Genomic DNA, 20,835 nt, shown 5'->3' with positions numbered 1-20,835 from the left:
GCTTACAACGCCTCCACGGGAGTCACCGCACCGGGTGCCCCGCCTCCTTCAGCGCCTGCTTCACCTCGCCGATCCGCAGATCCCCGAAGTGGAAGACGGAGGCCGCCAGCACCGCGTCCGCGCCGGCGGACACGGCCGGCGGGAAGTCCGCGAGCCTGCCAGCGCCGCCGGAGGCGATGACCGGCACGCTCACATGCTTGCGCACGGCCGCGATCATCTCCAGGTCGTAGCCGTCCTTCGTGCCGTCCGCGTCCATCGAGTTGAGCAGGATCTCCCCCGCCCCCAACTCGGCCGCCCGGTGCGCCCATTCGACCGCGTCGATGCCGGTGCCCTTGCGGCCGCCGTGGGTGGTGACCTCGAAGGAGCCCTCGGGGGTCCGGCGCGCGTCCACCGACAGCACCAGCACCTGCCGTCCGAACCGCTCCGCGATCTCCCGGATCAGCTCGGGCCGCGTGATCGCCGCCGTGTTGACGCCGACCTTGTCCGCGCCCGCCCGCAGCAGCTTGTCCACGTCCTCGGCCGTGCGGACGCCGCCGCCGACCGTGAGCGGGATGAAGACCTGCTCGGCGGTGCGCCGGACCACGTCGTACGTCGTCTCGCGGTTGCCGGAGGACGCGGTGATGTCCAGGAAGGTCAGCTCGTCGGCGCCCTCGGCGTCGTAGACCTTGGCCATCTCGACGGGGTCGCCCGCGTCGCGCAGGTTCTGGAAGTTGACGCCCTTGACGACCCGGCCGTTGTCCACGTCCAGGCAGGGGATCACCCGTACGGCCAGGGTCATGCGGACCCCCCGGATTCCCCGGACTCCTCGCCGGAGCGGTACGCCTCCACCTCGACCTCGACGACCAGGCTCGGGTCGACGAAGCCGGACACGATGATCATCGAGGCGGCGGGGCGGATCGCGTCGAAGAGTTCCTTGTGTGCGCGGCCCACGTCCTCCACATCCCGTGCGTGGGTGATGTACATACGGGTGCGCACCACATCGGCGCGGCCGAGGCCCAGTTGGTCCAGCGCGGAGAACGCGACGTTGAACGCGTTGACCGTCTGCTCGTAGGGACCGCCCCCGGCGATCTCGCCGTCCACTATCGAGGTGCACCCGGAGACCAGCACCAGGCCGTTGGGCAGCTCCACCGCGCGGGAGTAGCCGAAGGCGTCCTCCCAGGGGGCGCCGGTCGACACGCGTCGTAGCTCGGTCACCGGGCCACCGCCTCCAATGCCTCTTCCAGGGTGAACGCCTTCGCGTACAGGGCCTTCCCGACGATGGAGCCCTCGACACCGAGCGGGACCAGCTCGGCGATGGCGCGGAGGTCGTCCAGGGAGGACACGCCGCCGGAGGCCACGACCGGGCGGTCGGTCGCCGCGCACACGGTACGCAGCAGCTCCAGGTTGGGGCCCTGGAGGGTGCCGTCCTTGGCGATGTCGGTGACCACGTACCGGGCGCAGCCCTCGGCGTTGAGGCGCTCCAGCGTCTCGTAGAGGTCGCCGCCGTCACGGGTCCAGCCGCGTCCGCGCAGGGTCGTGCCGCGTACGTCGAGGCCGACCGCGATCTTGTCGCCGTGCTCGGCGATGACCTTGGCGACCCACTCCGGGGTCTCCAGCGCGGCGGTGCCGAGGTTCACCCGGGTGCAGCCGGTGGCGAGGGCGGCGGCGAGGGTGTCGTCGTCGCGGATGCCGCCGGACAGCTCGACCTTGATGTCCATGGCGCCGGCGACCTCGGCGATGAGCTTGCGGTTGTCGCCGGTGCCGAACGCGGCGTCCAGGTCGACGAGGTGCAGCCACTCGGCGCCGGAGCTCTGCCAGGCGAGGGCGGCCTCCAGGGGGGAGCCGTAGGAGGTCTCGGTCCCGGACTCGCCGTGGACGAGGCGGACGGCCTGGCCGTCGCGGACGTCGACGGCGGGGAGGAGTTCGAGCTTCGAAGGCATCAGAGGGTTCCGATCCAGTTGTTCAGCAGCTGCGCTCCGGCGTCGCCGGACTTCTCGGGGTGGAACTGCGTGGCCCACAGGGCGCCGTTCTCCACGGCGGCCACGAAGGGCTTGCCGTGCGTCGACCAGGTCACCAGGGGGGCGCGCATCGCCGGGTTCACGACTTCGAGGGTCCAGTCGTGGACGGCGTAGGAGTGCACGAAGTAGAAGCGCGCGTCCGCGTCGAGGCCCGCGAAGAGCTGGGAGCCCGCCGGGGTGTCGACGGTGTTCCAGCCCATGTGGGGCACGATCTCGGCCTGGAGGGGCTCGACGGAGCCGGGCCACTCGTCCAGGCCCTCGGTCTCCACGCCGTGCTCGATGCCGCGCGCGAAGAGGATCTGCATGCCGACGCAGATGCCCATCACGGGGCGCCCGCCGGCCAGCCTGCGCCCGACGATCCAGTCGCCACGCGCCTCCTTGAGCCCCTTCATGCAGGCGGCGAAGGCGCCGACACCGGGCACCAGCAGGCCGTCCGCGTTCATCGCCCTGTCGTAGTCACGCGTTATCTCGACCTCGGCACCCGCGCGCGCGAGGGCCCGCTCGGCGGAGCGGACGTTCCCGAAGCCGTAGTCGAAGACGACGACCTTCTTCGCCGCGCTCAACTCCACACCGCCAGCCGCATGACCCCCGCGACCAGACACATCGCCGCGCCGATGGAGACCAGCACGATGAGGCTCGCCGGCATCTTCTGCTTGACGAACGAGTAGACCCCGCCGAGAAGGAAGAGTCCGACGACGATCAGGAGGCTGGAGAGGCCGGTCACAGCGCGCCCTTCGTGGAGGGGAGGATGCCGGCCGCGCGCGGGTCGCGCTCGGAGGCGTAGCGCAGCGCGCGGGCGAGCGCCTTGAACTGGCACTCCACGATGTGGTGTGCGTTGCGCCCGTAGGGCACGTGCACGTGCAGGGCGATCTGGGCCTGGGCGACGAAGGACTCCAGGATGTGCCGGGTCATCGTGGTGTCGTACTCGCCGATCATCGGCGCCATGTTCTCGGGCTCGGTGTGCACGAGGTAGGGGCGGCCCGACAGGTCGACGGTGACCTGGGCGAGGGACTCGTCCAGCGGGACCGTGCAGTTGCCGAAGCGGTAGATCCCGACCTTGTCGCCGAGCGCCTGCTTGAAGGCGGCGCCGAGCGCGAGGGCGGTGTCCTCGATGGTGTGGTGCGAGTCGATGTGCAGATCGCCCTCGGTCTTCACGGTGAGGTCGAACAGACCGTGCCGGCCGAGCTGGTCGAGCATGTGGTCGTAGAAGCCGACCCCTGTCGACACGTCGACCTTGCCGTGCCCGTCGAGGTCGATCTCGACGAGGACCGACGTCTCCTTGGTCGTCCGCTCCACGCGTCCTACGCGGTTCATCTGCTCTGCTCCTTCGTCAACTCACGGACCGCGTCGAGGAACGCGTCGTTCTCTTCGGGGGTTCCGGCGGAGACCCGCAGCCACCCCGGGATGCCGTTGTCCCGGACCAGGACGCCCCGGTCGAGGATCTCCTGCCAGGCGGTGTGGGAGTCCGCGAACCGGCCGAACTGCACGAAGTTCGCGTCGGACTCGACGACTTCGCAGCCGAGGGCACGCAACTCCCGTACCAGCCGGTCCCGTTCACCCTTCAGCTGCTCCACGTACCCGAGCAGCGTGTCGGTGTGCTCCAGCGCGGCCAGCGCGGTCGCCTGGGTGACGGCCGACAAGTGGTAGGGCAGCCGTACGAGTTGGACGGCGTCGACGACGGCGGGGTGCGCGGCGAGATAGCCGAGGCGGAGCCCGGCGGCCCCGAACGCCTTCGACATCGTCCGTGAGACGACGAGATTCGGCCGACCTTCGAGCAGCGGCAGCAGCGAGTCGCCGTGGCTGAACTCGATGTACGCCTCGTCGACGATCACCATCGACGGCTTGGCCGCCTGGGCCGCCTCGTACAGCGCGAGCACCGTCTCGGGCGGAACGGCGTTGCCCGTGGGGTTGTTGGGGGTCGTGACGAACACGACGTCGGGCCTGTTCTCCGCGATCCACCGCTCGGCGGCAGCGAGGTCGATCGAGAAGTCCTCGGTGCGCGGCCCGGAGATCCAGCCGGTGCCCGTGCCGCGCGCGATGAGCGCGTGCATCGAGTACGACGGCTCGAAGCCGATCGCGGTACGGCCGGGCCCGCCGAAGGTCTGGAGCAGCTGCTGGATGACCTCGTTGGAGCCGTTGGCCGCCCACACGTTCTCGACGCCGACCCGGTGACTCCCGGTCTTGGTGAGGTAGTTGGCCAGCTCGGTGCGCAGCTCGACCGCGTCCCGGTCCGGGTAGCGGTTGAGGTCGCGGGCGGCGTCACGGACCCGCTCGGCGATCCGCTCGACCAGCGCTTCGGGCAGCGGGTAGGGGTTCTCGTTGGTGTTCAGCCGTACGGGGACGTCCAACTGGGGCGCGCCGTAAGGGGACTTGCCGTGCAGCTCGTCCCGTACCGGAAGATCGTCGATTCCGAAGCTCACTTGCCGGGCACCTTCCCACCACGCGAGATCTGTTCGTCTCCGACGAACCTCGCCTTGACCGCCGCGCCGTGCGCGGGCAGGTCCTCGGCCTCCGCCAGCGTGATCACGTGATGCGCCACGTCCGCCAGCGCGTCCTTCGTGTAGTCGACGATGTGGATGCCGCGCAGGAAGGACTGCACGGAAAGTCCGGAGGAGTGGCAGGCGCAACCCCCGGTGGGCAGCACGTGGTTGGAGCCGGCCGCGTAGTCGCCGAGCGAGACGGGCGCCCAGGGTCCGACGAAGACCGCGCCCGCGTTCCGCACCCGGTCGGCCACGGCGGCCGCGTCGGCGGTCTGGATCTCCAGGTGCTCGGCGCCGTACGCGTCGACGACCCGCAGGCCCTCGTCGACGCCGTCGACCAGGACGATCGCGGACTGCCGGCCGGCCAGCGCCGGGACGATCCGGTCCTCGATGTGCCTGGTGGCCGCGACCTGCGGTTCGAGTTCCTTCTCGACGGCGTCCGCGAGGGCCACGGAGTCCGTGACCAGGACGGCGGCGGCGAGCGGATCGTGCTCGGCCTGGCTGATCAGGTCGGCGGCGACGTGCACCGGGTCGGCGGTGTCGTCGGCGAGGACCGCGATCTCGGTGGGCCCGGCCTCGGTGTCGATGCCGATCTTGCCGGTGAAGTAGCGCTTGGCGGCGGCGACCCAGATGTTGCCGGGGCCGGTGACCATGTTCGCGGGCGGGCAGGACTCGGTGCCGTGGGCGAACATCGCGACGGCCTGGGCGCCGCCGACGGCGTAGACCTCGTCGACGCCGAGCAGGGCGCAGGCGGCGAGGATCGTCGGGTGCGGCAGCCCGTCGAACTCGGCCTGCGGCGGCGAGGCGAGCGCGATGGACCGGACCCCTGCCTCCTGGGCCGGGACGACGTTCATGATCACGGACGACGGGTACACGGACCGGCCGCCCGGGGCGTACAGCCCCACCCGGTCGACCGGCACCCACTTCTCGGTGACCGTGCCGCCGGGCACGACCTCGGTGGTGTGGGTCGTCCGGCGCTGCTCGCGATGGACGAGCCGGGCGCGCCGGATGGACTCCTCCAGGGCCGCGCGGACCTCCGGGTCGAGCCGCTCCAGCGCGTCACCGAGCGCCTGGACCGGGACCCGCACCTGCTCCTGGCGTACGCCGTCGAACTTCTCGGCGAAGTCGATCAGCGCCGCGTCGCCCCGATGATGCACGGCCTCGCAGATCGGACGCACCTTCTCCAGGGCGGCCGAGACGTCGAAGTCGGCTCGGGGCAGCAGGTCGCGCAGGGCGGGTCCCTCGGGGAGGGCGTCGCCGCGCAGATCGATTCGGGAGATCACGCGCCAATTCTCTCAGACTGAGATCGGGCACCGTTCGCGCGTATCAATGGCTGATACAGAACGTGGCCGGAACCCGGAAGATCCCCCTCACGTCTAGTGTTCCGGGCGTCACGGAGCGGGCATGAACAGGTGTGCGAAACCCGTGAGTAGTTGAGAGGGATGAAAGAGCAGTGACCGAGGGTGCCGGCATCCGCGCGGGGGATCTGCCGGACGATCTGACCGCCGCCGAGGCCGGCATGTGGCAGGCCTTCCGCAATGGCAGCGTGTACGACCTGAGCAGCGGCGACACGGTCGTCGACGATCCGCACGGCGGGCATCCGTGGGGCCCGGAGCGGACCGTACGGGCCCGCATCGTGTGCTGGCTGCTCCTGGACGGCCCGCCCCCGCTGTCGGGCCGCGTGGCCTCCCTGAAGCTCACCGGAGTGCAGATCAGCGGCGTCCTGGACCTCGCGGGCGGCACGGTCGCGCCGTACGTCGAGCTGAAGGGCTGCCGCTTCGAGCGGGAGGTGCTGCTCCCGGAGGCCCACTTCCAGACCCTGCGCATGGTGGACTGCTCGGTGCCGCGCCTGGAGGCGGCCCGGGTGCACACGGAGGGTGACCTGCACCTGCCGCGCTGCCGCTTCCACAACGGGGTACGGCTGACCGACGCGCACATCGGCACCGACCTGCTGCTGAACCAGGCGATCGTCTACCGGGACCGCAGCGGGCGTTCGATCGCCGCCGACGGCATGACCGTGGGCCAGGATCTCCAGGCCGAACTCCTCGAATCGCACGGTGAGTTGAGCCTGCGCAGCGCCAAGGTGGGCGTCTCGCTGAGCCTGCGCGGCGCCCGGCTGGCCAACCCGTACACCCGACTCGCCCTGAACGCGCCCCAGTTGACCGTGGGCCGCACCCTGTACCTGACCCCGGCCGGTGTCGGCGGTCCCTGGCTGAGCGGCACGACTCCCGCGCGCGGGACCCGCATCCAGCGTTTTGCGTGCCAGGGCGGGGTGCGGCTGGACGACGGGCGGTTCGGGGACGCGGTGGACCTGGAGCGGGCCCGGTTCACCTTCACGGACGACCAGGAGCTGTCGCTGCTCCGCGTCCAGACGCCCGAGCTGCGATTCCTCGGGGAGCAGCCGCAGCGCGGCAAGGTGGTGCTGTCGGGGGCGCGGATCGTGAACCTCATCGACCGGTCGACCAGCTGGCCGGGCCCCGGCAACCTGCACATGGGCGGCTTCGCGTACGAGAACCTCGTACCGCAGGGCCCGTTCCCGCTGGACGCCCGCCTCGACTGGGTGGCGGCGGCGACCCCGGAGTACAACCCGGAGCCGTACGAGCGCCTCGCGACCGTGCTGCGGAACGCCGGGGAGGACGAGGACGCGCGCGAGGTGCTGCTCGCCAAGCAGCGCAGGCGCCGGGAGAGTCTGCCGGTCGCGGCCAAGGTGTGGGGGTTCGTGCAGGACTGGACGGTCGCCTACGGGTACCGGCCGGGCCGGGCCGCCGTGTGGATGGCGGTGCTGTGGGCGGCGAGTTCGCTGGCCTTCGCGCACGCCGACCACGCGCCGGTGAACGGGAACGGGCATCCGCCCTGGAGCCCCGCGCTGTTCGCGCTGGACCTGCTGCTGCCGGTGATCGACCTGGGGCAGGCGGGCCAGTGGCAGCTGCACGGCGGCTGGCAGTGGCTGTCGGTGGTGCTGATCCTGCTGGGGTGGATCCTGGCGACGACGGTCGCGGCGGGCGCCACACGGCTGCTCAGACGCGGCTAGGGCTGCCCTGGGAGCCCCTACGGAGCCCGCGCGCACAGCGCTCGAACAGATGAGCAACAGTCACCTTTTGCCTGCCCTTGACCGACGTGCGTACAACTTTCCGCGGGGTGGCCAATCGGTCTGGCGCACTCCGGATCCGCGGACTTTCAATGGTCGACACCATGGCTCTGCTGCGCGCGTTCATCCGCACCGCCCGGATGGCAAGGAACACCTCGCGGCTCGCCGCCGGACTGCCGGCCGACGACGAGGTCCTCCTCGACGCGCCCGACGACCGGCTCGGCCCCGCGCTGGTCGGGGCGGGCCGCGGCGAGTACGGCCCGGCGGCCGGGCTGCTGGCCGCGACCCGTGCCGACGCCGGCTGGGAGGACCGCGACCGCTACACGCGCCGGCTCGCCGCGTTCGCCCGCTGCCGCCCCGAGTGGCTGGCGGACTGGCGCGCCGCCGCCCCGCACGACCCGGACGCGCTGCTGGTCGAGGCGCAGCTCGCGGTGGACCGCCGCTGGGAGTCGCCGGCCCGCGCCGAGCTGTTGCGCGAGCTGACCCCGCTGATCACGGCGGCCGCCGCGGCCGAGCCGCGCGACCCGGTGCCGTGGCGGATCGCCCTGGACCGGGCGCGGGGCACGCACGCCGGGCACGCCGAGTTCGAACGCCTGTGGGGCGAGGCGGTCCGCCGCTCCCCGCACCACTACGGCTGCCATGTGGCCGCCCTCCAGTACCTGTCCGCCGCCTGCTGCGCGCAGTGGGGCGACACACCTCACACCGCCCGCTGCACCCACCGGGAGTGCTTCGACTTCGCCGAACCGGCCGCACAGGACGCCCTGCCGGGCTCACTCGTCCAGGCCCTCCCGGTCCGCGCGGCCTTCGCCTGTCTGACCGACGGCTGCGCTCCCACGGTCCCGCGCGCCCGCCTGGACGCGGCGGCCGACCTCGCCATCGCGCTCTCGGCCACGTACGCGGCGGCCGACCCGTGGCCCGCCGAGGTCCGCAACCTCCTCACCTACGTCCTGATCCGCCTCGAACGCTGGACGGACGCGCTGGACCAGCTCCGCCTCATCGGCCCGTACGCCACGTCGTTCCCCTGGGACCGGCTCTCCGACGACCCGCTGGGCCAGTTCCTCGAAGTCCGGGACGGCGTACGGATCGCGGTGGCCTCGGATCTCCCTCTCGGCAGTCCGATTCCGCCCGCTCTGCGGGCGATTCCGACCCAGCCGTGGGCGTTCGAGGACGCTCTCGGGTATCCACGGAGTGAGCACGGCGGTCGTGCGCGCTCCGGCGACCATTAGGCTTTTGCGCCGTGACCACCGTCCGGCTGCCGCTCTTCCCCCTGAACTCCGTTCTGTTCCCGGGGCTCGTACTTCCTCTGAACATTTTCGAGGAGCGCTATCGCGCCATGATGCGCGATCTGCTCAAGACCCCTGAGGAGGAATCGCGCCGATTCGCCGTCGTGGCCATCCGCGACGGCCACGAGGTGGCGTCCACCGCCCCGGGCATGCCCGACCAGACGGCCGTGCCCGAACGCGGGCCCGCGGCCGGCTTCGGCCCCGACCCGCTCAAGTCCTTCCACTCGGTGGGCTGCGTCGCCGACGCGGCGACGATCCGGGAGCGTGCCGACGGCAGCTTCGAGGTGCTGGCGACGGGCACGACCCGGATGCGGCTGCTCTCCGTCGACGCCTCCGGCCCGTTCCTCACGGCCGAGCTGGAGGAGCTGCCCGAGGAGAAGGGCGACGAGGCGGGCGCGCTCGCCGAGGGCGTGCTACGCGCGTTCCGCCAGTACCAGAAGCGTCTGGCGGGCGCCCGCGAACGCACCCTGTCCACCGGTGAGGCCGAACTCCCCGACGAGCCCGCGGTCGTCTCCTACCTGGTGGCCGCGGCGATGATGCTCGACACCGCGACCAAACAGCGCCTCCTCCAGGCTCCCGACACCGCCTCCCGCCTGCGGGACGAACTGAAACTCCTTCGCTCCGAGACGGCCATCATCCGTAATCTGCCGTCCCTACCGGCATCGGACCTGACCCGAGGCCCGACCAGCCTGAACTGACGCGGGAGTTCCCTGATGGCCAAGAAGCAGAAACAGCAGCAGTCGGGCGGCACCCCGGCGACGGTCGCCCTGACGGCCGCGGGGGTGCCGTACGAACTCCACGCCTACGACCACGACCCCGCCCACCCCTCCTACGGCGAGGAGGCGGCCGAGGCGATGGGCGTCTCCCCCGACCGTGTCTTCAAGACCCTGGTGGCGGACGTCGACGGCACCCTCACGGTCGCCGTGGTCCCGGTGGCGGGCCAGCTGGACCTGAAGGCCCTCGCGTCGGCGGTGGGCGGCAAACGCGCCACGATGGCCGACCCGGCCCTCGCCGAACGCACCACCGGCTACGTCCGCGGCGGCATCTCCCCCCTGGGCCAGCGCAAAAGACTCCGCACGGTCCTGGACGACTCCGCCACCGCCCACGCCACGATCTGCGTCTCGGCCGGCCGCCGCGGCCTGGAGGTGGAACTCTCCCCCAAGGACCTCGCCGGCCTCACGGCGGCGGTACTGGCGCCCATCGGGCGTGCGTGACCCCTCGACGGCATGCCTGTCCTCGGTTAAGCACAAGGGACATGTCGAAGAAAACGCGGAAACGAAAGTGGCGCACCAGAAAACACCGCGCCAACCACGGCCGCAGGCCGTCGTAACCACCGGAGCTTCTCGGCACCGGCGGCGCATCTCAGCCCGTCCGGGGTAGCCACCTGGCTCCTCAACACCGGCCGCGCATCTCAGCCCGTCCGGCGTTTGAGGACGAGGCCGTTCAGGCCGAAGCGGGGGTCTGGGGGCGGCAGCCCCCAGGGACGGGACGGGTAGGGGCGGCGGGGGCGAAAACACCTCGCCGCACCCACCCCACCCCCTAAGCCATGGGAGCCCCGTACCCGTCCTTGGGCCCCGCCCCCTGCTGCAAATACACCGGCTCAGGATCCCGAGGCCCGAACAACGCCGTAAGCCCCAGATGAACGACGAGCGCGGCCACCGGCCACGCCAGCAACGCCCCCTTCGCCCCCAACTTCAGCGGCGCGGAGAACGTGACCCCCTTGCCCACAGCCTTCGCATGCGCGAGCACGTCCTTCGTGGGCCCGAACCACACCCCCAGCCGCCACGCGATGAACGACGCGAGCAGCCCACCCAGGGTCAGCGCGGCGACCAGCGGCACTCCCCCACGCCGCCGCAGCAGGAAGACGACGAGCGCGCTCACGGCCCCGAAGGCGACGGCGAGCAGAGTGAACGTTCCGTCCACCCCCACGGCCTGCTCCCCCTCGGAGTCCTTGAGGTAGACCACCCAGCTCTTGTCGACGACGTCCCCGACGAGCGGGACGTGCGGAGCCAGCCACCACCACAGCACCCCGAGCAGCACCCCACCGACCGCCGAGGCGACGGTGACGACGAGGGCCTCGATCACTTCGGCCTTCCAGCCGGGCCCGTCCTGGTCGGACTGTCCGGCGGACGCGTCCTGCGGGCCGTGCGCGGGATATCCGGCACCCGGCGTGCCAGGGTCGCCCTGGTCGTCCGGGCCGGTCGGCGGCTGCCACGGCTCGTGCGAGGACTGGTCACGCGGCGGCGGAGGCGGAGTCAGCGGTGCGGTCACGGTGCCATCGTGCCAGGCCCGGCTGTGCGGCGCGTCACCGGACGGCGGCCCGACGGTAGGCCCAGGTCGCCACGGCCAGCGAAACGACCCCGACCCCGGCGCATACGGCGAGGTCACCGAGGACGAGCGCCCAGTCCGGATGCGCCCCGAACGTCTGCGCGAACGCCTCCACGCCGTACGTCGAGGGCAGCAGATCCCGCAGGAACCGCACCGCGTCCGGCATCCGATCAGCGGGCAGCACACCCAGCAACAGGGCCGCCGACATGCCCAACTGCCCGAGCAGTGTGGCGAGTTCGGGCCGTGGCGCGAGCAGGCCCAGGGCCGCTCCGAGCCCGGCGAGCGCGGCCCCGGCGAGCGGGATCACCGCCGCCAGAATCCAGATGTTCCCCATCGGCAGCCCGAACAGCACACACCCGAAGACGGCGGTCAGGGCGGTCCCGGGCACGGTGAAGGAGGCGTACGCCCCCGCCGCGCCGAGCACCACGGCCGCGGGCGGCACCGGCAGGGTGGCGTAGTGGTCGAGCCCGCCGCTGCCGCGCAGCTGCCCGAAGTACTGGGCGAGGAGGTTGAGCCCGACGTAGGCGACGACGAGCACGGCCGAGCCCGCGACCACGAACCGGGCGTCGCTGCTGCCGCCGTCGACGACCCCGCGCATCATGATCAGGATGCCGACCGACTGGAAGGTCGCCACGAACAGCAGCGGAATCCGCGCGACCCGCGCCCGCGACAGCTGTGCCCGGTACACGGCGGCCATGGACGGCCACAGCCTGGCCTTCGGCCCCAGCTCGGCCGCGCCCGAGGCGGTGGCCTCCGGCACGGCCAGGGGACCGCTCGGCAGAACATCGGCGGATACGACACTCACGTCGCGGTGCTCCTCTCGACGCCGGCAGTCGCCCTGTCCCATACGGATACGACGGCTCGTGCACTCATGCCTTCACCAGCCCCTGCGCGTTGCCGCCCAGTGTCAGATACACGTCCTCCAGGCTGGGCGTGGCCAGGGTGAAGTCGTCCAGGGCGGCGAACGCAGCGCCGCCGGTCACCGTGGCGACCGCGACCCGGGCCTCCTCGGGGGCCAGCCGGAGCGTCCAGCGGCGGCCCGACTCGACGGCGCGGTCCCGCAGCGCGGCGACCTCCGGGACGTCCAGCGGCGGCTTCTCCCGCCACACCAGCTCGACCCGCACCTCGCCCGCGACCTGTTCCTTCAGCCCGGCGGGGGTGTCGCAGGCGATGACCTTGCCCTGGTCGAGGACGGCGACCCGGTCGAGGACGGTCTCGGCCTCGATGACGTTGTGGGTGACGAGCAGCACGGTGGACCCGCGCTCGGCCCGGCGCCGGTCGACGGCGGACCACACGGCCCTGCGCGCCACCGGGTCCATCCCCGTGGTCGGCTCGTCCAGCACCAGCAGCGGCCGCTCCCCGACCAGCGCGGCGGCCACACACGCCAGCCGCCGCTGTCCGCCGGACAGCTTCTTCAACGGCCGCCCGGCGATGGCCGTGAGTCCCAGTTCGTCGAGTACGGCGTCCCGCTCGGCGCGGGCCTCGCGCAGGTCCAGGCCGCGCAGCCGGGCGGTGGTCTCGGCGGCGAGCGACACGGTGAGTTCGTCGAGGGCGGAGGACTCCTGGCCGAGGTAGGCGAGGATCCGCGCGGCCCGCTCCGGGTGGCGGACGATGTCGTGGCCGAGGATCTCGACGCTGCCCGCGTCGGGCCGCATGAGCCCGGTCAGCTGGCGTACGAGGGTGGACTTGCCGGCGCCGTTCGGCCCGAGCAGTCCGAAGATCTCGCCGCGGCGGATGTCGAGGGTGACGTCGTCGGTGGCCCGCACCTCGGGGGTGCCGGGCGCACCGCGCCGGCCGCGCACCGGCGGATAGGTCTTGCTGAGCCCGCGCACCGCGCACACGACATCGTCATCGTGTCGACATGCCTGTCCCGCGCGCGTACTCACAAGGGACGAGACTACGGGGTCCGGAGCCCCTGCCCGCTCGCGGGTCGGTCGAGAACAGCAAATACCCCGGTAAAGAGCGTCAATCCCCCGCGGGGGCGTGCTCGGCCGCCGTCCGTACGTCGATCTCGCGCCAGAACCCGGCCCGGATCGCGTACCGGTCGTGCTCGTCGATCTGGTCGTCCTTGTGCGCGAGGAGGCCGAACCGGGCGGCGTAGCGCAGCAGTTCGCCGTCGATGCGGTGCGGGACGCGGGGATACATCCCGGACAGTTTCTGCAGGTGGCTGCCGTGGTCGCCGAGGCGGCCCATCCAGCGGCGGGCGAAGACCTGGCCCACCTCGTAGGGGTCGCCGCCGACCGTGGTGATGTCCTCCTCGCGGTCGGCCCAGCGCTGCTCGGCGGTGGTCAGCTGCGCCAGCGTCGGCATGGAGGCGACCTCGGGCGGCTCGGCGGCGCCGCCCGGCCGGTCGACCCACCCTTTGTCGGAGGACCAGCGCAGGGTGGCGCTGGTGGGCTGGTGCGCGGGCGCAGCCGCGCCGGGGGCCTTCAGGGAGGCCAGGTCCTTGGGGGTGGGCACGCCCTTGGGCGCGGGCACCCGCTCCTGCGTGCCGTTCTCCGAGCCGGCGTCCGCGGTCGCGTGCTCGCTCTCCTCGGCCGGCCGCTCGCGCCCGGCCGGCGCGGACTCGGGCAGCGGCGCGGACAGGATCGCGGCGATCTCCGGCCGCGGCACGGGCGGCGGCGCGCACACCCCGCCGAGGTCCTTCGCCCGTACGGCCTTGGTGATCCAGGTCCGGTCCAGCACCCGCCGCTCGTCGGCCTCGGCGACCAGGTCCTCGGACTGGTTGTAGTCCCCGTCGGCGGCCTGCACGGCCCACAGGTGTACGGCGACGCCGTGCTCCTTGGCGGCCATCATGCCCGGCAGCAGATCGCCGTCGCCGGTGACGAGCACGACGTCGGAGCAGGCGCGGTTGCGGGCCAGCTCGGTCAGCTCGGCGTGCATGGCGGCGTCGACGCCCTTCTGCGCCCAGCGGCCGTCGCTGCGGGTCAGGGCGCCGAGGCGGACGGTGACGCGGGGCATCACGCGCAGCCTGCGGTGCTCGGGCTGGGGGACGCGGTCGGGGGCGCCGTCGAACCAGTAGATGCGCAGCAGGGGGCGTTCGGTGTCGGACTCGGCACGCTCGCGCAGGCCCTGGATGAGGGCGGCGTGATCGACGGTGATCCTGGAACGCGAGGGCTCCCCGGCGAGGAGACTGGCCGCCGCCCCCAGCAGATACCCGGCGTCCACCAGGACGATGCAGCGGTCCACGCGACTCACCCTCTTCCCGGTCGGTTTGCTTCGGGCTTCCTTCGAGTCTGCCCGACCGCACAGGGGTTAACGGCCCGAACTCGATCTTCGGCGTGGCGTTTGCGGACTCGACTCCTCTACCAACCCTGTCACAGACCGTAATTATCCGAAATGCGATCTCTATCAGCCTATGTGAATCTGATCCCGATCCTGGCCCCGAGATCCCTTCAGGAGGTAGATCACCATGGCCAAGAACAAGAAGAACAACCGCGATCAGCAGAAGTCCTCGGCCCCCGACCGCGCTTCGGAGCATTCCGGGTCGTCGGCACAGGACCAGGCCGAGCAGCGCATAGCCCAGGCGACTCCGGGCGACATGGCCCGCAAGAGCCGCGAGAAGCGCTTCGGCCACAACTGATCTCTGTATTGACGCTTGTTGAGATCCAGGCATGCACGGAGGGGCGCATCCGTCGACGGATGCGCCCCTCGGTCATGTCGGTCGCTCAGCCGGCCAGGCAGGCCGGGCCGAGCAGCACCTTCAGGTCGCCGAACAGGGCCGGGTCCGGCTTCACGCGGTGCCGGTCCAGGCGCAGGACGGTCGTCTTGGTCGGACCCTGGAGCTTGATGCGGACCTCGCTGTCGCCCCGGTGGTGGCTGAGGATCTCACCGAGCCTGCTGACCATGGGCGGGGTGACCCTGGTCGCCGGGATCGTGAGGATCACGGGCGCGTTGGTGCCCGCGTTCGACAGGTCCGGGACCATCAGCTCCATCGCGACCAGCCGCGGCACGTCCTCGCGCTTGTCGAGACGGCCCTTGACGAACACGATGGCGTCCTCGACGAGTTGGGTCGACACCAGCTGGTAGGTCGCCGGGAAGAACATGCACTCGATGGAGCCCGCGAGGTCCTCGACGGTGGCGATCGCCCACGCGTTGCCCTGCTTGGTCATCTTGCGCTGGAGGCCCGAGATGATGCCGCCGATGGTGACGACCGCGCCGTCCGAGTGCTCACCTCCGGTGAGCTGGGCGATGCCCGCGTCGGCCTTGTCGGACAGCACGTGCTCCAGGCCGAACAACGGGTGGTCGGAGACGTAGAGACCGAGCATCTCCCGCTCCTGCGCGAGGAGATACGTCTTCTCCCACTCGTCGGTGGTGAACTCCACGTCGAGTCCGAAGCCCGGCTCGCTGGTGTCCTCCTCGCCCATCCCGCCGAAGAGGTCGAACTGTCCCTCGGCCTCCTTGCGCTTGACCGCCACCACGTTGTCGATCATCGGCTCGAAGTGCGCGGTGAGGCCCTTGCGGGTGTGGCCCAGGGTGTCGAACGCCCCGGCCTTGATGAGGGATTCGGTGGTCCGCTTGTTGCAGGCGGCGGCCTCGACCTTGTCCAGGTAGTCGGGGAACGAGGCGTACTTCCCCTTCGCCTTGCGGGACCTGATGATCGAGTCGACCACGTTCGTGCCGACGTTGCGCACGGCCTCCAGGCCGAAGAGGATCACGTCGTCGCCCTGGGCGGCGAAGTTGTGCACCGATTCGTTGACGTTCGGCGGGAGCACCTTGATCTTCATGCGGCGGCACTCGTTGAGGTAGATCGCGGACTTGTCCTTGTCGTCCTTGACCGAGGTGAGCAGCGCCGCCATGTATTCGGCCGGGTAGTTGGCCTTCAGGTAGGCGGTCCAGTACGAGACCAGGCCGTACGCGGCGGAGTGCGCCTTGTTGAAGGCGTAGCCGGCGAACGGGACCAGGACGTCCCACAGGGCCTGGATCGCCTCGTCGCTGTAGCCGTTCTTCTGGGCGCCGGCCTGGAAGATGGTGAAGTTCTTCGCCAGCTCGTCGGGCTTCTTCTTGCCCATCACGCGGCGCAGGATGTCGGCCTCGCCGAGCGAGTACCCGGCGACGATCTGGGCGGCCTTCTGCACCTGCTCCTGGTACACGATCAGGCCGTAGGTCACCGCGAGGACCTCCTCGAGGGGCTCCTCCAGCTCCTTGTGGATCGGCGTGATCTCCTGGCGGCCGTTCTTGCGCTCGGCGTAGTTGATGTGCGAGTTCATGCCCATCGGGCCCGGGCGGTACAGGGCCGAGACGGCGGAGATGTCCTCGAAGTTGTCGGGCTGCATCTGGCGCAGCAGCGAGCGCATCGGGCCGCCGTCGAACTGGAAGACACCCAACGTGTCGCCGCGGCAGAGCAGTTCGAAGGTCTTGGGGTCGTCCAGCGGGAGGGCGAGCATCTCCAGGTCGATGCCCTTGTTGGACTTCACCATCTTGATGGCGTCGTCCATGATCGTGAGGTTGCGCAGGCCCAGGAAGTCCATCTTCAGCAGGCCGAGCGACTCGCACTGCGGGTAGTCCCACTGCGTGATGGTCACGCCGTCCGTGTGGCGGACCCACACCGGGGCGTGGTCGACAATGGGCTCGCTGGACATGATGACGCCGGCCGCGTGCACGCCCATCTGCCGGACCAGGCCCTCGACGCCCTTGGCGGTGTCGATGACCTTCTTGACGTCCGGTTCGTTCTCGTACATCCCGCGGATCTCGCCCGCCTCGCCGTAGCGGGGGTGCTTGGGGTCGGTGATGCCGGAGAGGTCGATGCCCTTGCCGAGGACGTCGGCGGGCATCGCCTTGGTGAGCCGGTCGCCCATCGCGTACGGGTAGCCCAGCACGCGCGCGGAGTCCTTGATGGCGTTCTTGGCCTTGATCTTGCCGTAGGTGCCGATCATGGCGACCTTGTCGGCGCCGTACTTCTCCGTCACGTACCGGATCACCTCGACGCGCCGGCGCTCGTCGAAGTCGATGTCGACATCGGGCATGGAGACGCGCTCGGGGTTGAGGAACCGCTCGAAGATCAGGCCGTGCGGGATGGGGTCGAGGTCGGTGATGCCCATGGCGTACGCGACGATCGAACCGGCCGCGGAACCACGGCCGGGGCCCACCGCGATGCCGTTGTTCTTGGCCCACATGATGAAGTCGGCCACGACGAGGAAGTAGCCCGGGAACCCCATCTGGATGATGACGTCCATCTCGTAGTCCGCCTGCTTCTGGCGGTCGTCCGGGATGCCGCCCGGGAAGCGCCGCTCCATCCCCCGGCGGACCTCCTCCTTGAACCAGGTGACCTCGGTGAACCCGTCCGGGATGTCGAACTTCGGCATGAGGTTCTTCGCCTCGAACATGCCGGAGGTGTCGATCTGTTCGGCGACCAGGAGGGTGTTGCGGCAGCCCTCCTGCCAGGCGTCCGAGGAATCCACGGCGTACATCTCGTCGGTGGACTTCAGGTAGTAGCCGGTGCCGTCGAAGCGGAAGCGGTCCGGGTCGGAGAGGTTCTTGCCGGTCTGGATGCAGAGCAGGGCGTCGTGCGCGACCGACTCGTGGGCGTACGTGTAGTGCGAGTCGTTCGTCACCAGGGGCGGGATGCCGAGCTTCTTGCCGATGTCCAGCAGGCCGTCACGGACCCGGTGTTCGATCTCGATGCCGTGGTCCATCAGCTCCAGGAAGTAGCGGTCCTTGCCGAAGATGTCCTGGTACTCGGCCGCCGCCTTCAGGGCCTCGTCGTACTGGCCGAGGCGCAGCCGGGTCTGGAGCTCGCCCGAGGGGCAGCCGGTGGAGGCGATGAGCCCCTCGGACCACTGGGAGATGGTCTCCTTGTCCATGCGCGGCCACTTCTGGAGCCAGCCCTCGGCGTACGCGTCCGAGGACAGCTTGAAGAGGTTGTGCAGGCCCGTCTTGTTGGCCGCCCAGATCGTCTTGTGGGTGTAACCACCGGAACCGGAGACGTCGTCTCGCTTCTGGTGCGGCTGGCCCCACTGGATCTTGCGTTTGTTGCGCCGCGACTCGGGGGCGACGTACGCCTCGATGCCGATGATCGGGGTGACGCCCGCCTTCTTGGCCGTGTGGAAGAAGTCGTAGGCCCCGTGCAGGTTGCCGTGGTCGGACATCGCGATATGGGTCATGCCCATCTCGTTGCACGCGTTGAACATGTCCTTGAGCCGCGCGGCACCGTCCAGGAGCGAGTACTGGGTGTGGACATGCAGGTGCGTGAACGGCGGCTTTGACACGGCTTGGCCTCCAGGTGATAGGTGCTGTGGCGCGCAGCGCCTCGTTGAGGGGTGGTGGTCGGGTGACGGGTGGGCGATCGACGAAGTGCGGCGGACGGTCTGGGGGGACGAGACCGAATCCTATGCCTCGGGACTGACATCGGAGGTGAGTACTGTGACGCGAGGCGTCTCGACGGGGGGCGGTGGCCGGGTGCCGGGCGGGCGGGCACTCCCACGTCCCTTCGAGCGTTGGAAGGTGACGACAGACCCGTCACATGTCACGCCCCACCCGTACCAGGAGGCACAGAGCGATGTCGGTTCCGCAGCTCAACGACGAGCACCGCGGCGAGGAGATCCTTGCCGTCTTCGACACCGCCTTCGGCGAGCTCCTGGCCGCCGACCCGGCCGCGTTCCGTGTCAAGTTCCGGAAGATGGCGGCCTCGGCCTTCGCGTTCTACCGGGGCACGGCGGCGCTTTTCTACCACGACCTCGACGCGGAGAAGCGAGGCGGCCCGTACCTGGACGACCGCACCTCGCGCGTGTGGATCCACGGCGACCTGCACGCCGAGAACTTCGGCACGTACATGGACTCGAACGGCCGCCTGGTCTTCAACGTGAACGACTTCGACGAGGCCTACGTCGGCCCCTTCACCTGGGACCTCAAGCGCTTCGCCGCCTCCGTGGCGCTCATCGGGTACGCCAAGGCGCTCGGTGACGACCAGATCACCGAGCTGGTGCAGGTGTACGCGGGCGCGTACCGCGAGCGGATCCACGCGCTGGCGACCGGCGCGAAGAGCGACGAGGTGCCGCCGTTCACGCTGGACACGGCCGACGGCCCGCTCCTGGGCGCGCTGCGCACGGCCCGCTCGCTGACCCGCTTCGAGCTGCTGGACTCGATGACGGAGATCCGTGACTTCGAGCGCCGGTTCGCGCCGGGCGGCGGGTCCATCGAGCTGGACGCGGCCACCCGGTACAAGGTCCTCGCGGCCTTCGACGGCTACCTGGAGACGCTCCCCGAGTCCTCCCTGGACCGCCCGGACTCGTACCGCGTGAAGGACGTCGTCGGCCGCCGGGGCATCGGCATCGGCTCGGCCGGTCTGCCGTCGTACAACATCCTCCTGGAGGGCAACAGCGACGCCCTGGAGAACGATGTGGTGATCTACATCAAGCAGGCCCAGACGCCGGCCGTCTCCCGGCACATCACGGACCCGGCGATCCGGGACTACTTCCAGCACGAGGGCCACCGCACGGTGATCTCGCAGCGCGCCCTCCAGGCGCACGCTGACCCGTGGCTGGGCTGGACCGAGCTGGGCGGGACCGGGCAGCTGGTCGCCGAGGTGTCGCCGTACGCGGTGGACCTGGACTGGAGCGACATCGACGACCCGGAGGAGATCGCCGCCGTCGTCGCCGACCTCGGGCGGGCCACGGCGACGATGCACGCGGCGGCCGACGACCAGTCCGGCGAGTCCCTGGTGCCGTTCTCCACGGAGCGGGCCATCGACGCGGCGATCGCGGCCGACGAGGACGGCTTCGCGGGCGTGCTCGTCGACTTCGCGCACAGCTACGGCGCACGCGCGCGTGCCGACCACCAGACCTTCGTCGATCTGTTCCGCAACGGCCGGATTCCGGGTCTGTAACCATCCGTACGCTCACAGGAACCCTTTAGCGGTGCCTTACCGGAGCACGTGACAGACTTCCTCCGCTATGGACATATCCGGGATCCAGCTCAGGGCCGTGCGCGCGGCGCTGTTCACGGCACTGGTCGTGACGCTCAGCACCGCGTCGCACGTGCTGCTGTCCCGGGTCCCCCTGCCGCTCGGCACGGTGGCGGCGATCGCCGCCGCCGTGTTCGTCATCGCGTACGCGCTGGCGGGCCGCGAGCGCGGCTTCGGCCGGATCGCCGCCCTGCTGATCCCGCTGGAGCTGGCCGCCGACACGGTCTTCACCACCGGCCAGCACGCCTGCTACGGCAGGGCGGGCGGCCCGGTCGCCGGACCGCTGCGCGCGGTCGGCCTGGACGTGCTGTGCAGCGGTGGCGGCGTGGGCACCTCGCTGGCGCGGGTGACGGGCGATCCCCCTCCGGCGGCGGCGCTGCTCGCGCACACCGACGCCACCGCCGCCTGGCTGCTGCTCGGCGCGCACCTCTGCGTCGGGCTGCTGGCCGCCGGCTATCTGCGCCGCGGCGAGCGCGCGCTCTCCGAACTGCTGCGCGCGGCCACCGCGGTGGGCTTCCGCCCGCTGCTGCTGGCCGTCAGCGCGGTGACGGGCCGCCGCACCGCGCCGGTCCGCCGGCTGCCGCGCGCCGCGCACCGCACGGCCACCGCCCGTGAGCGGCTGCTGGTGCACTCCCTGGGACGGCGTGGACCGCCGTGCTCGGTCCTCCTCGCGGTCTGAAACACCCCACAGGTACCTGAGCACCCATAAGTCCCCCACACGTATTCCGCGTACGACGTACGCGTCCCCTATGGAGAT

The 20,835-nt window shown here is 70.9% G+C and carries 20 protein-coding genes; 7 read left to right on the top strand and 13 right to left on the bottom strand.

What is annotated here, in order from left to right; genetic code table 11:
- Positions 1–22: 22 nt before the first annotated feature.
- Genes hisF through hisD form a run of 8 tightly spaced genes read right to left on the bottom strand, consistent with a single transcriptional unit; the run spans position 23 to position 5,760 of the window.
- On the bottom strand, positions 23–778 hold the full coding sequence (gene hisF, locus ACIRB1_RS09910; protein ID WP_352183716.1) for an imidazole glycerol phosphate synthase subunit HisF: 756 nt from the start codon (positions 776–778) through the stop codon (positions 23–25).
- Complete coding sequence (locus tag ACIRB1_RS09905) at positions 775–1,194, bottom strand: RidA family protein (protein WP_352183715.1); 420 nt, start codon at positions 1,192–1,194, stop codon at positions 775–777. Before ACIRB1_RS09905 ends, hisF begins: the two co-directional genes overlap by 4 nt.
- Complete coding sequence (gene priA / locus ACIRB1_RS09900; protein ID WP_352183714.1) at positions 1,191–1,919, bottom strand: bifunctional 1-(5-phosphoribosyl)-5-((5-phosphoribosylamino)methylideneamino)imidazole-4-carboxamide isomerase/phosphoribosylanthranilate isomerase PriA; 729 nt, start codon at positions 1,917–1,919, stop codon at positions 1,191–1,193. Before priA ends, ACIRB1_RS09905 begins: the two co-directional genes overlap by 4 nt.
- Positions 1,919–2,566 carry an imidazole glycerol phosphate synthase subunit HisH gene (gene hisH, locus ACIRB1_RS09895; RefSeq protein WP_352183713.1) on the bottom strand — a complete coding sequence of 216 codons (648 nt, stop codon included), beginning with the start codon at positions 2,564–2,566 and terminating at the stop codon, positions 1,919–1,921. The genes priA and hisH overlap by 1 nt, the downstream gene beginning before the upstream one ends.
- Entirely contained in the window at positions 2,557–2,721 is a 165-nt protein-coding gene (locus ACIRB1_RS09890) for a hypothetical protein (protein ID WP_019062288.1), read from the bottom strand. Before ACIRB1_RS09890 ends, hisH begins: the two co-directional genes overlap by 10 nt.
- The gene (gene hisB / locus ACIRB1_RS09885; RefSeq protein ID WP_043675308.1) at positions 2,718–3,311 is read right to left on the bottom strand and encodes an imidazoleglycerol-phosphate dehydratase HisB; all 594 of its coding nucleotides are present in this window, start codon (positions 3,309–3,311) and stop codon (positions 2,718–2,720) included. Before hisB ends, ACIRB1_RS09890 begins: the two co-directional genes overlap by 4 nt.
- On the bottom strand, positions 3,308–4,417 hold the full coding sequence (locus tag ACIRB1_RS09880; protein ID WP_403465184.1) for a histidinol-phosphate transaminase: 1,110 nt from the start codon (positions 4,415–4,417) through the stop codon (positions 3,308–3,310). Before ACIRB1_RS09880 ends, hisB begins: the two co-directional genes overlap by 4 nt.
- The gene (gene hisD, locus ACIRB1_RS09875) at positions 4,414–5,760 is read right to left on the bottom strand and encodes a histidinol dehydrogenase (RefSeq protein ID WP_403465183.1); all 1,347 of its coding nucleotides are present in this window, start codon (positions 5,758–5,760) and stop codon (positions 4,414–4,416) included. Before hisD ends, ACIRB1_RS09880 begins: the two co-directional genes overlap by 4 nt.
- A 170-nt stretch (positions 5,761–5,930) precedes the next feature.
- On the opposite strand from hisD, the gene ACIRB1_RS09870 reads away from it, so the two are divergent.
- The 4 genes from ACIRB1_RS09870 to ybaK all read left to right on the top strand — a co-directional run bounded on the left by ACIRB1_RS09870 (position 5,931) and on the right by ybaK (position 10,062).
- Positions 5,931–7,508 (top strand): oxidoreductase, encoded by a 1,578-nt coding sequence (locus tag ACIRB1_RS09870; protein WP_403465182.1) that lies wholly within the window; start codon positions 5,931–5,933, stop codon positions 7,506–7,508.
- 149 nt (positions 7,509–7,657) lie between these two features.
- A complete protein-coding gene (locus ACIRB1_RS09865; protein ID WP_403465181.1) occupies positions 7,658–8,791 on the top strand; it encodes a hypothetical protein in 1,134 nt (377 codons plus the stop codon).
- Between the two features lie 11 nt (positions 8,792–8,802).
- Positions 8,803–9,546: an LON peptidase substrate-binding domain-containing protein gene (locus ACIRB1_RS09860; protein ID WP_266767748.1), complete on the top strand. Its 744-nt coding sequence runs from the start codon at positions 8,803–8,805 to the stop codon at positions 9,544–9,546.
- A 15-nt stretch (positions 9,547–9,561) separates the two neighbouring features.
- A complete protein-coding gene (gene ybaK / locus ACIRB1_RS09855) occupies positions 9,562–10,062 on the top strand; it encodes a Cys-tRNA(Pro) deacylase (protein WP_352183708.1) in 501 nt (166 codons plus the stop codon).
- 325 nt (positions 10,063–10,387) lie between these two features.
- On the opposite strand, the gene ACIRB1_RS09850 is transcribed toward ybaK, so the two are convergent.
- The 4 genes from ACIRB1_RS09850 to ACIRB1_RS09835 all read right to left on the bottom strand — a co-directional run bounded on the left by ACIRB1_RS09850 (position 10,388) and on the right by ACIRB1_RS09835 (position 14,365).
- Entirely contained in the window at positions 10,388–11,119 is a 732-nt protein-coding gene (locus tag ACIRB1_RS09850) for a DUF2567 domain-containing protein (RefSeq protein ID WP_403465180.1), read from the bottom strand.
- Positions 11,120–11,153: 34 nt separating this feature from the next.
- Complete coding sequence (locus tag ACIRB1_RS09845; protein ID WP_352183706.1) at positions 11,154–11,981, bottom strand: ABC transporter permease; 828 nt, start codon at positions 11,979–11,981, stop codon at positions 11,154–11,156.
- Positions 11,982–12,045: 64 nt separating this feature from the next.
- Positions 12,046–13,017, bottom strand: coding sequence for an ABC transporter ATP-binding protein (locus ACIRB1_RS09840; protein WP_352183705.1), 972 nt, complete (start codon positions 13,015–13,017; stop codon positions 12,046–12,048).
- A 124-nt stretch (positions 13,018–13,141) separates the two neighbouring features.
- Positions 13,142–14,365: an NYN domain-containing protein gene (locus ACIRB1_RS09835; protein WP_352183704.1), complete on the bottom strand. Its 1,224-nt coding sequence runs from the start codon at positions 14,363–14,365 to the stop codon at positions 13,142–13,144.
- Between the two features lie 223 nt (positions 14,366–14,588).
- Between ACIRB1_RS09835 and ACIRB1_RS09830 the strand changes: the two genes are divergently transcribed.
- Positions 14,589–14,759, top strand: a complete 171-nt coding sequence (locus ACIRB1_RS09830; RefSeq protein WP_352183703.1) for a hypothetical protein — start codon at positions 14,589–14,591, stop codon at positions 14,757–14,759.
- 85 nt (positions 14,760–14,844) lie between these two features.
- Here the strand turns inward: ACIRB1_RS09830 and dnaE are convergent, their stop codons facing one another.
- On the bottom strand, positions 14,845–18,384 hold the full coding sequence (dnaE, locus tag ACIRB1_RS09825) for a DNA polymerase III subunit alpha (protein ID WP_352183702.1): 3,540 nt from the start codon (positions 18,382–18,384) through the stop codon (positions 14,845–14,847).
- 290 nt (positions 18,385–18,674) lie between these two features.
- Between dnaE and ACIRB1_RS09820 the strand changes: the two genes are divergently transcribed.
- Complete coding sequence (locus ACIRB1_RS09820; protein ID WP_403465179.1) at positions 18,675–20,000, top strand: DUF2252 domain-containing protein; 1,326 nt, start codon at positions 18,675–18,677, stop codon at positions 19,998–20,000.
- A 67-nt stretch (positions 20,001–20,067) separates the two neighbouring features.
- Positions 20,068–20,757 carry a hypothetical protein gene (locus ACIRB1_RS09815; protein WP_352183700.1) on the top strand — a complete coding sequence of 230 codons (690 nt, stop codon included), beginning with the start codon at positions 20,068–20,070 and terminating at the stop codon, positions 20,755–20,757.
- Positions 20,758–20,835 lie beyond the last annotated feature (78 nt).

This window comes from Streptomyces sp. NPDC096013 (genome assembly GCF_044763565.1).
Taxonomy (GTDB): domain Bacteria; phylum Actinomycetota; class Actinomycetes; order Streptomycetales; family Streptomycetaceae; genus Streptomyces.
This window is presented reverse-complemented; position numbering and strand designations above follow the sequence as displayed.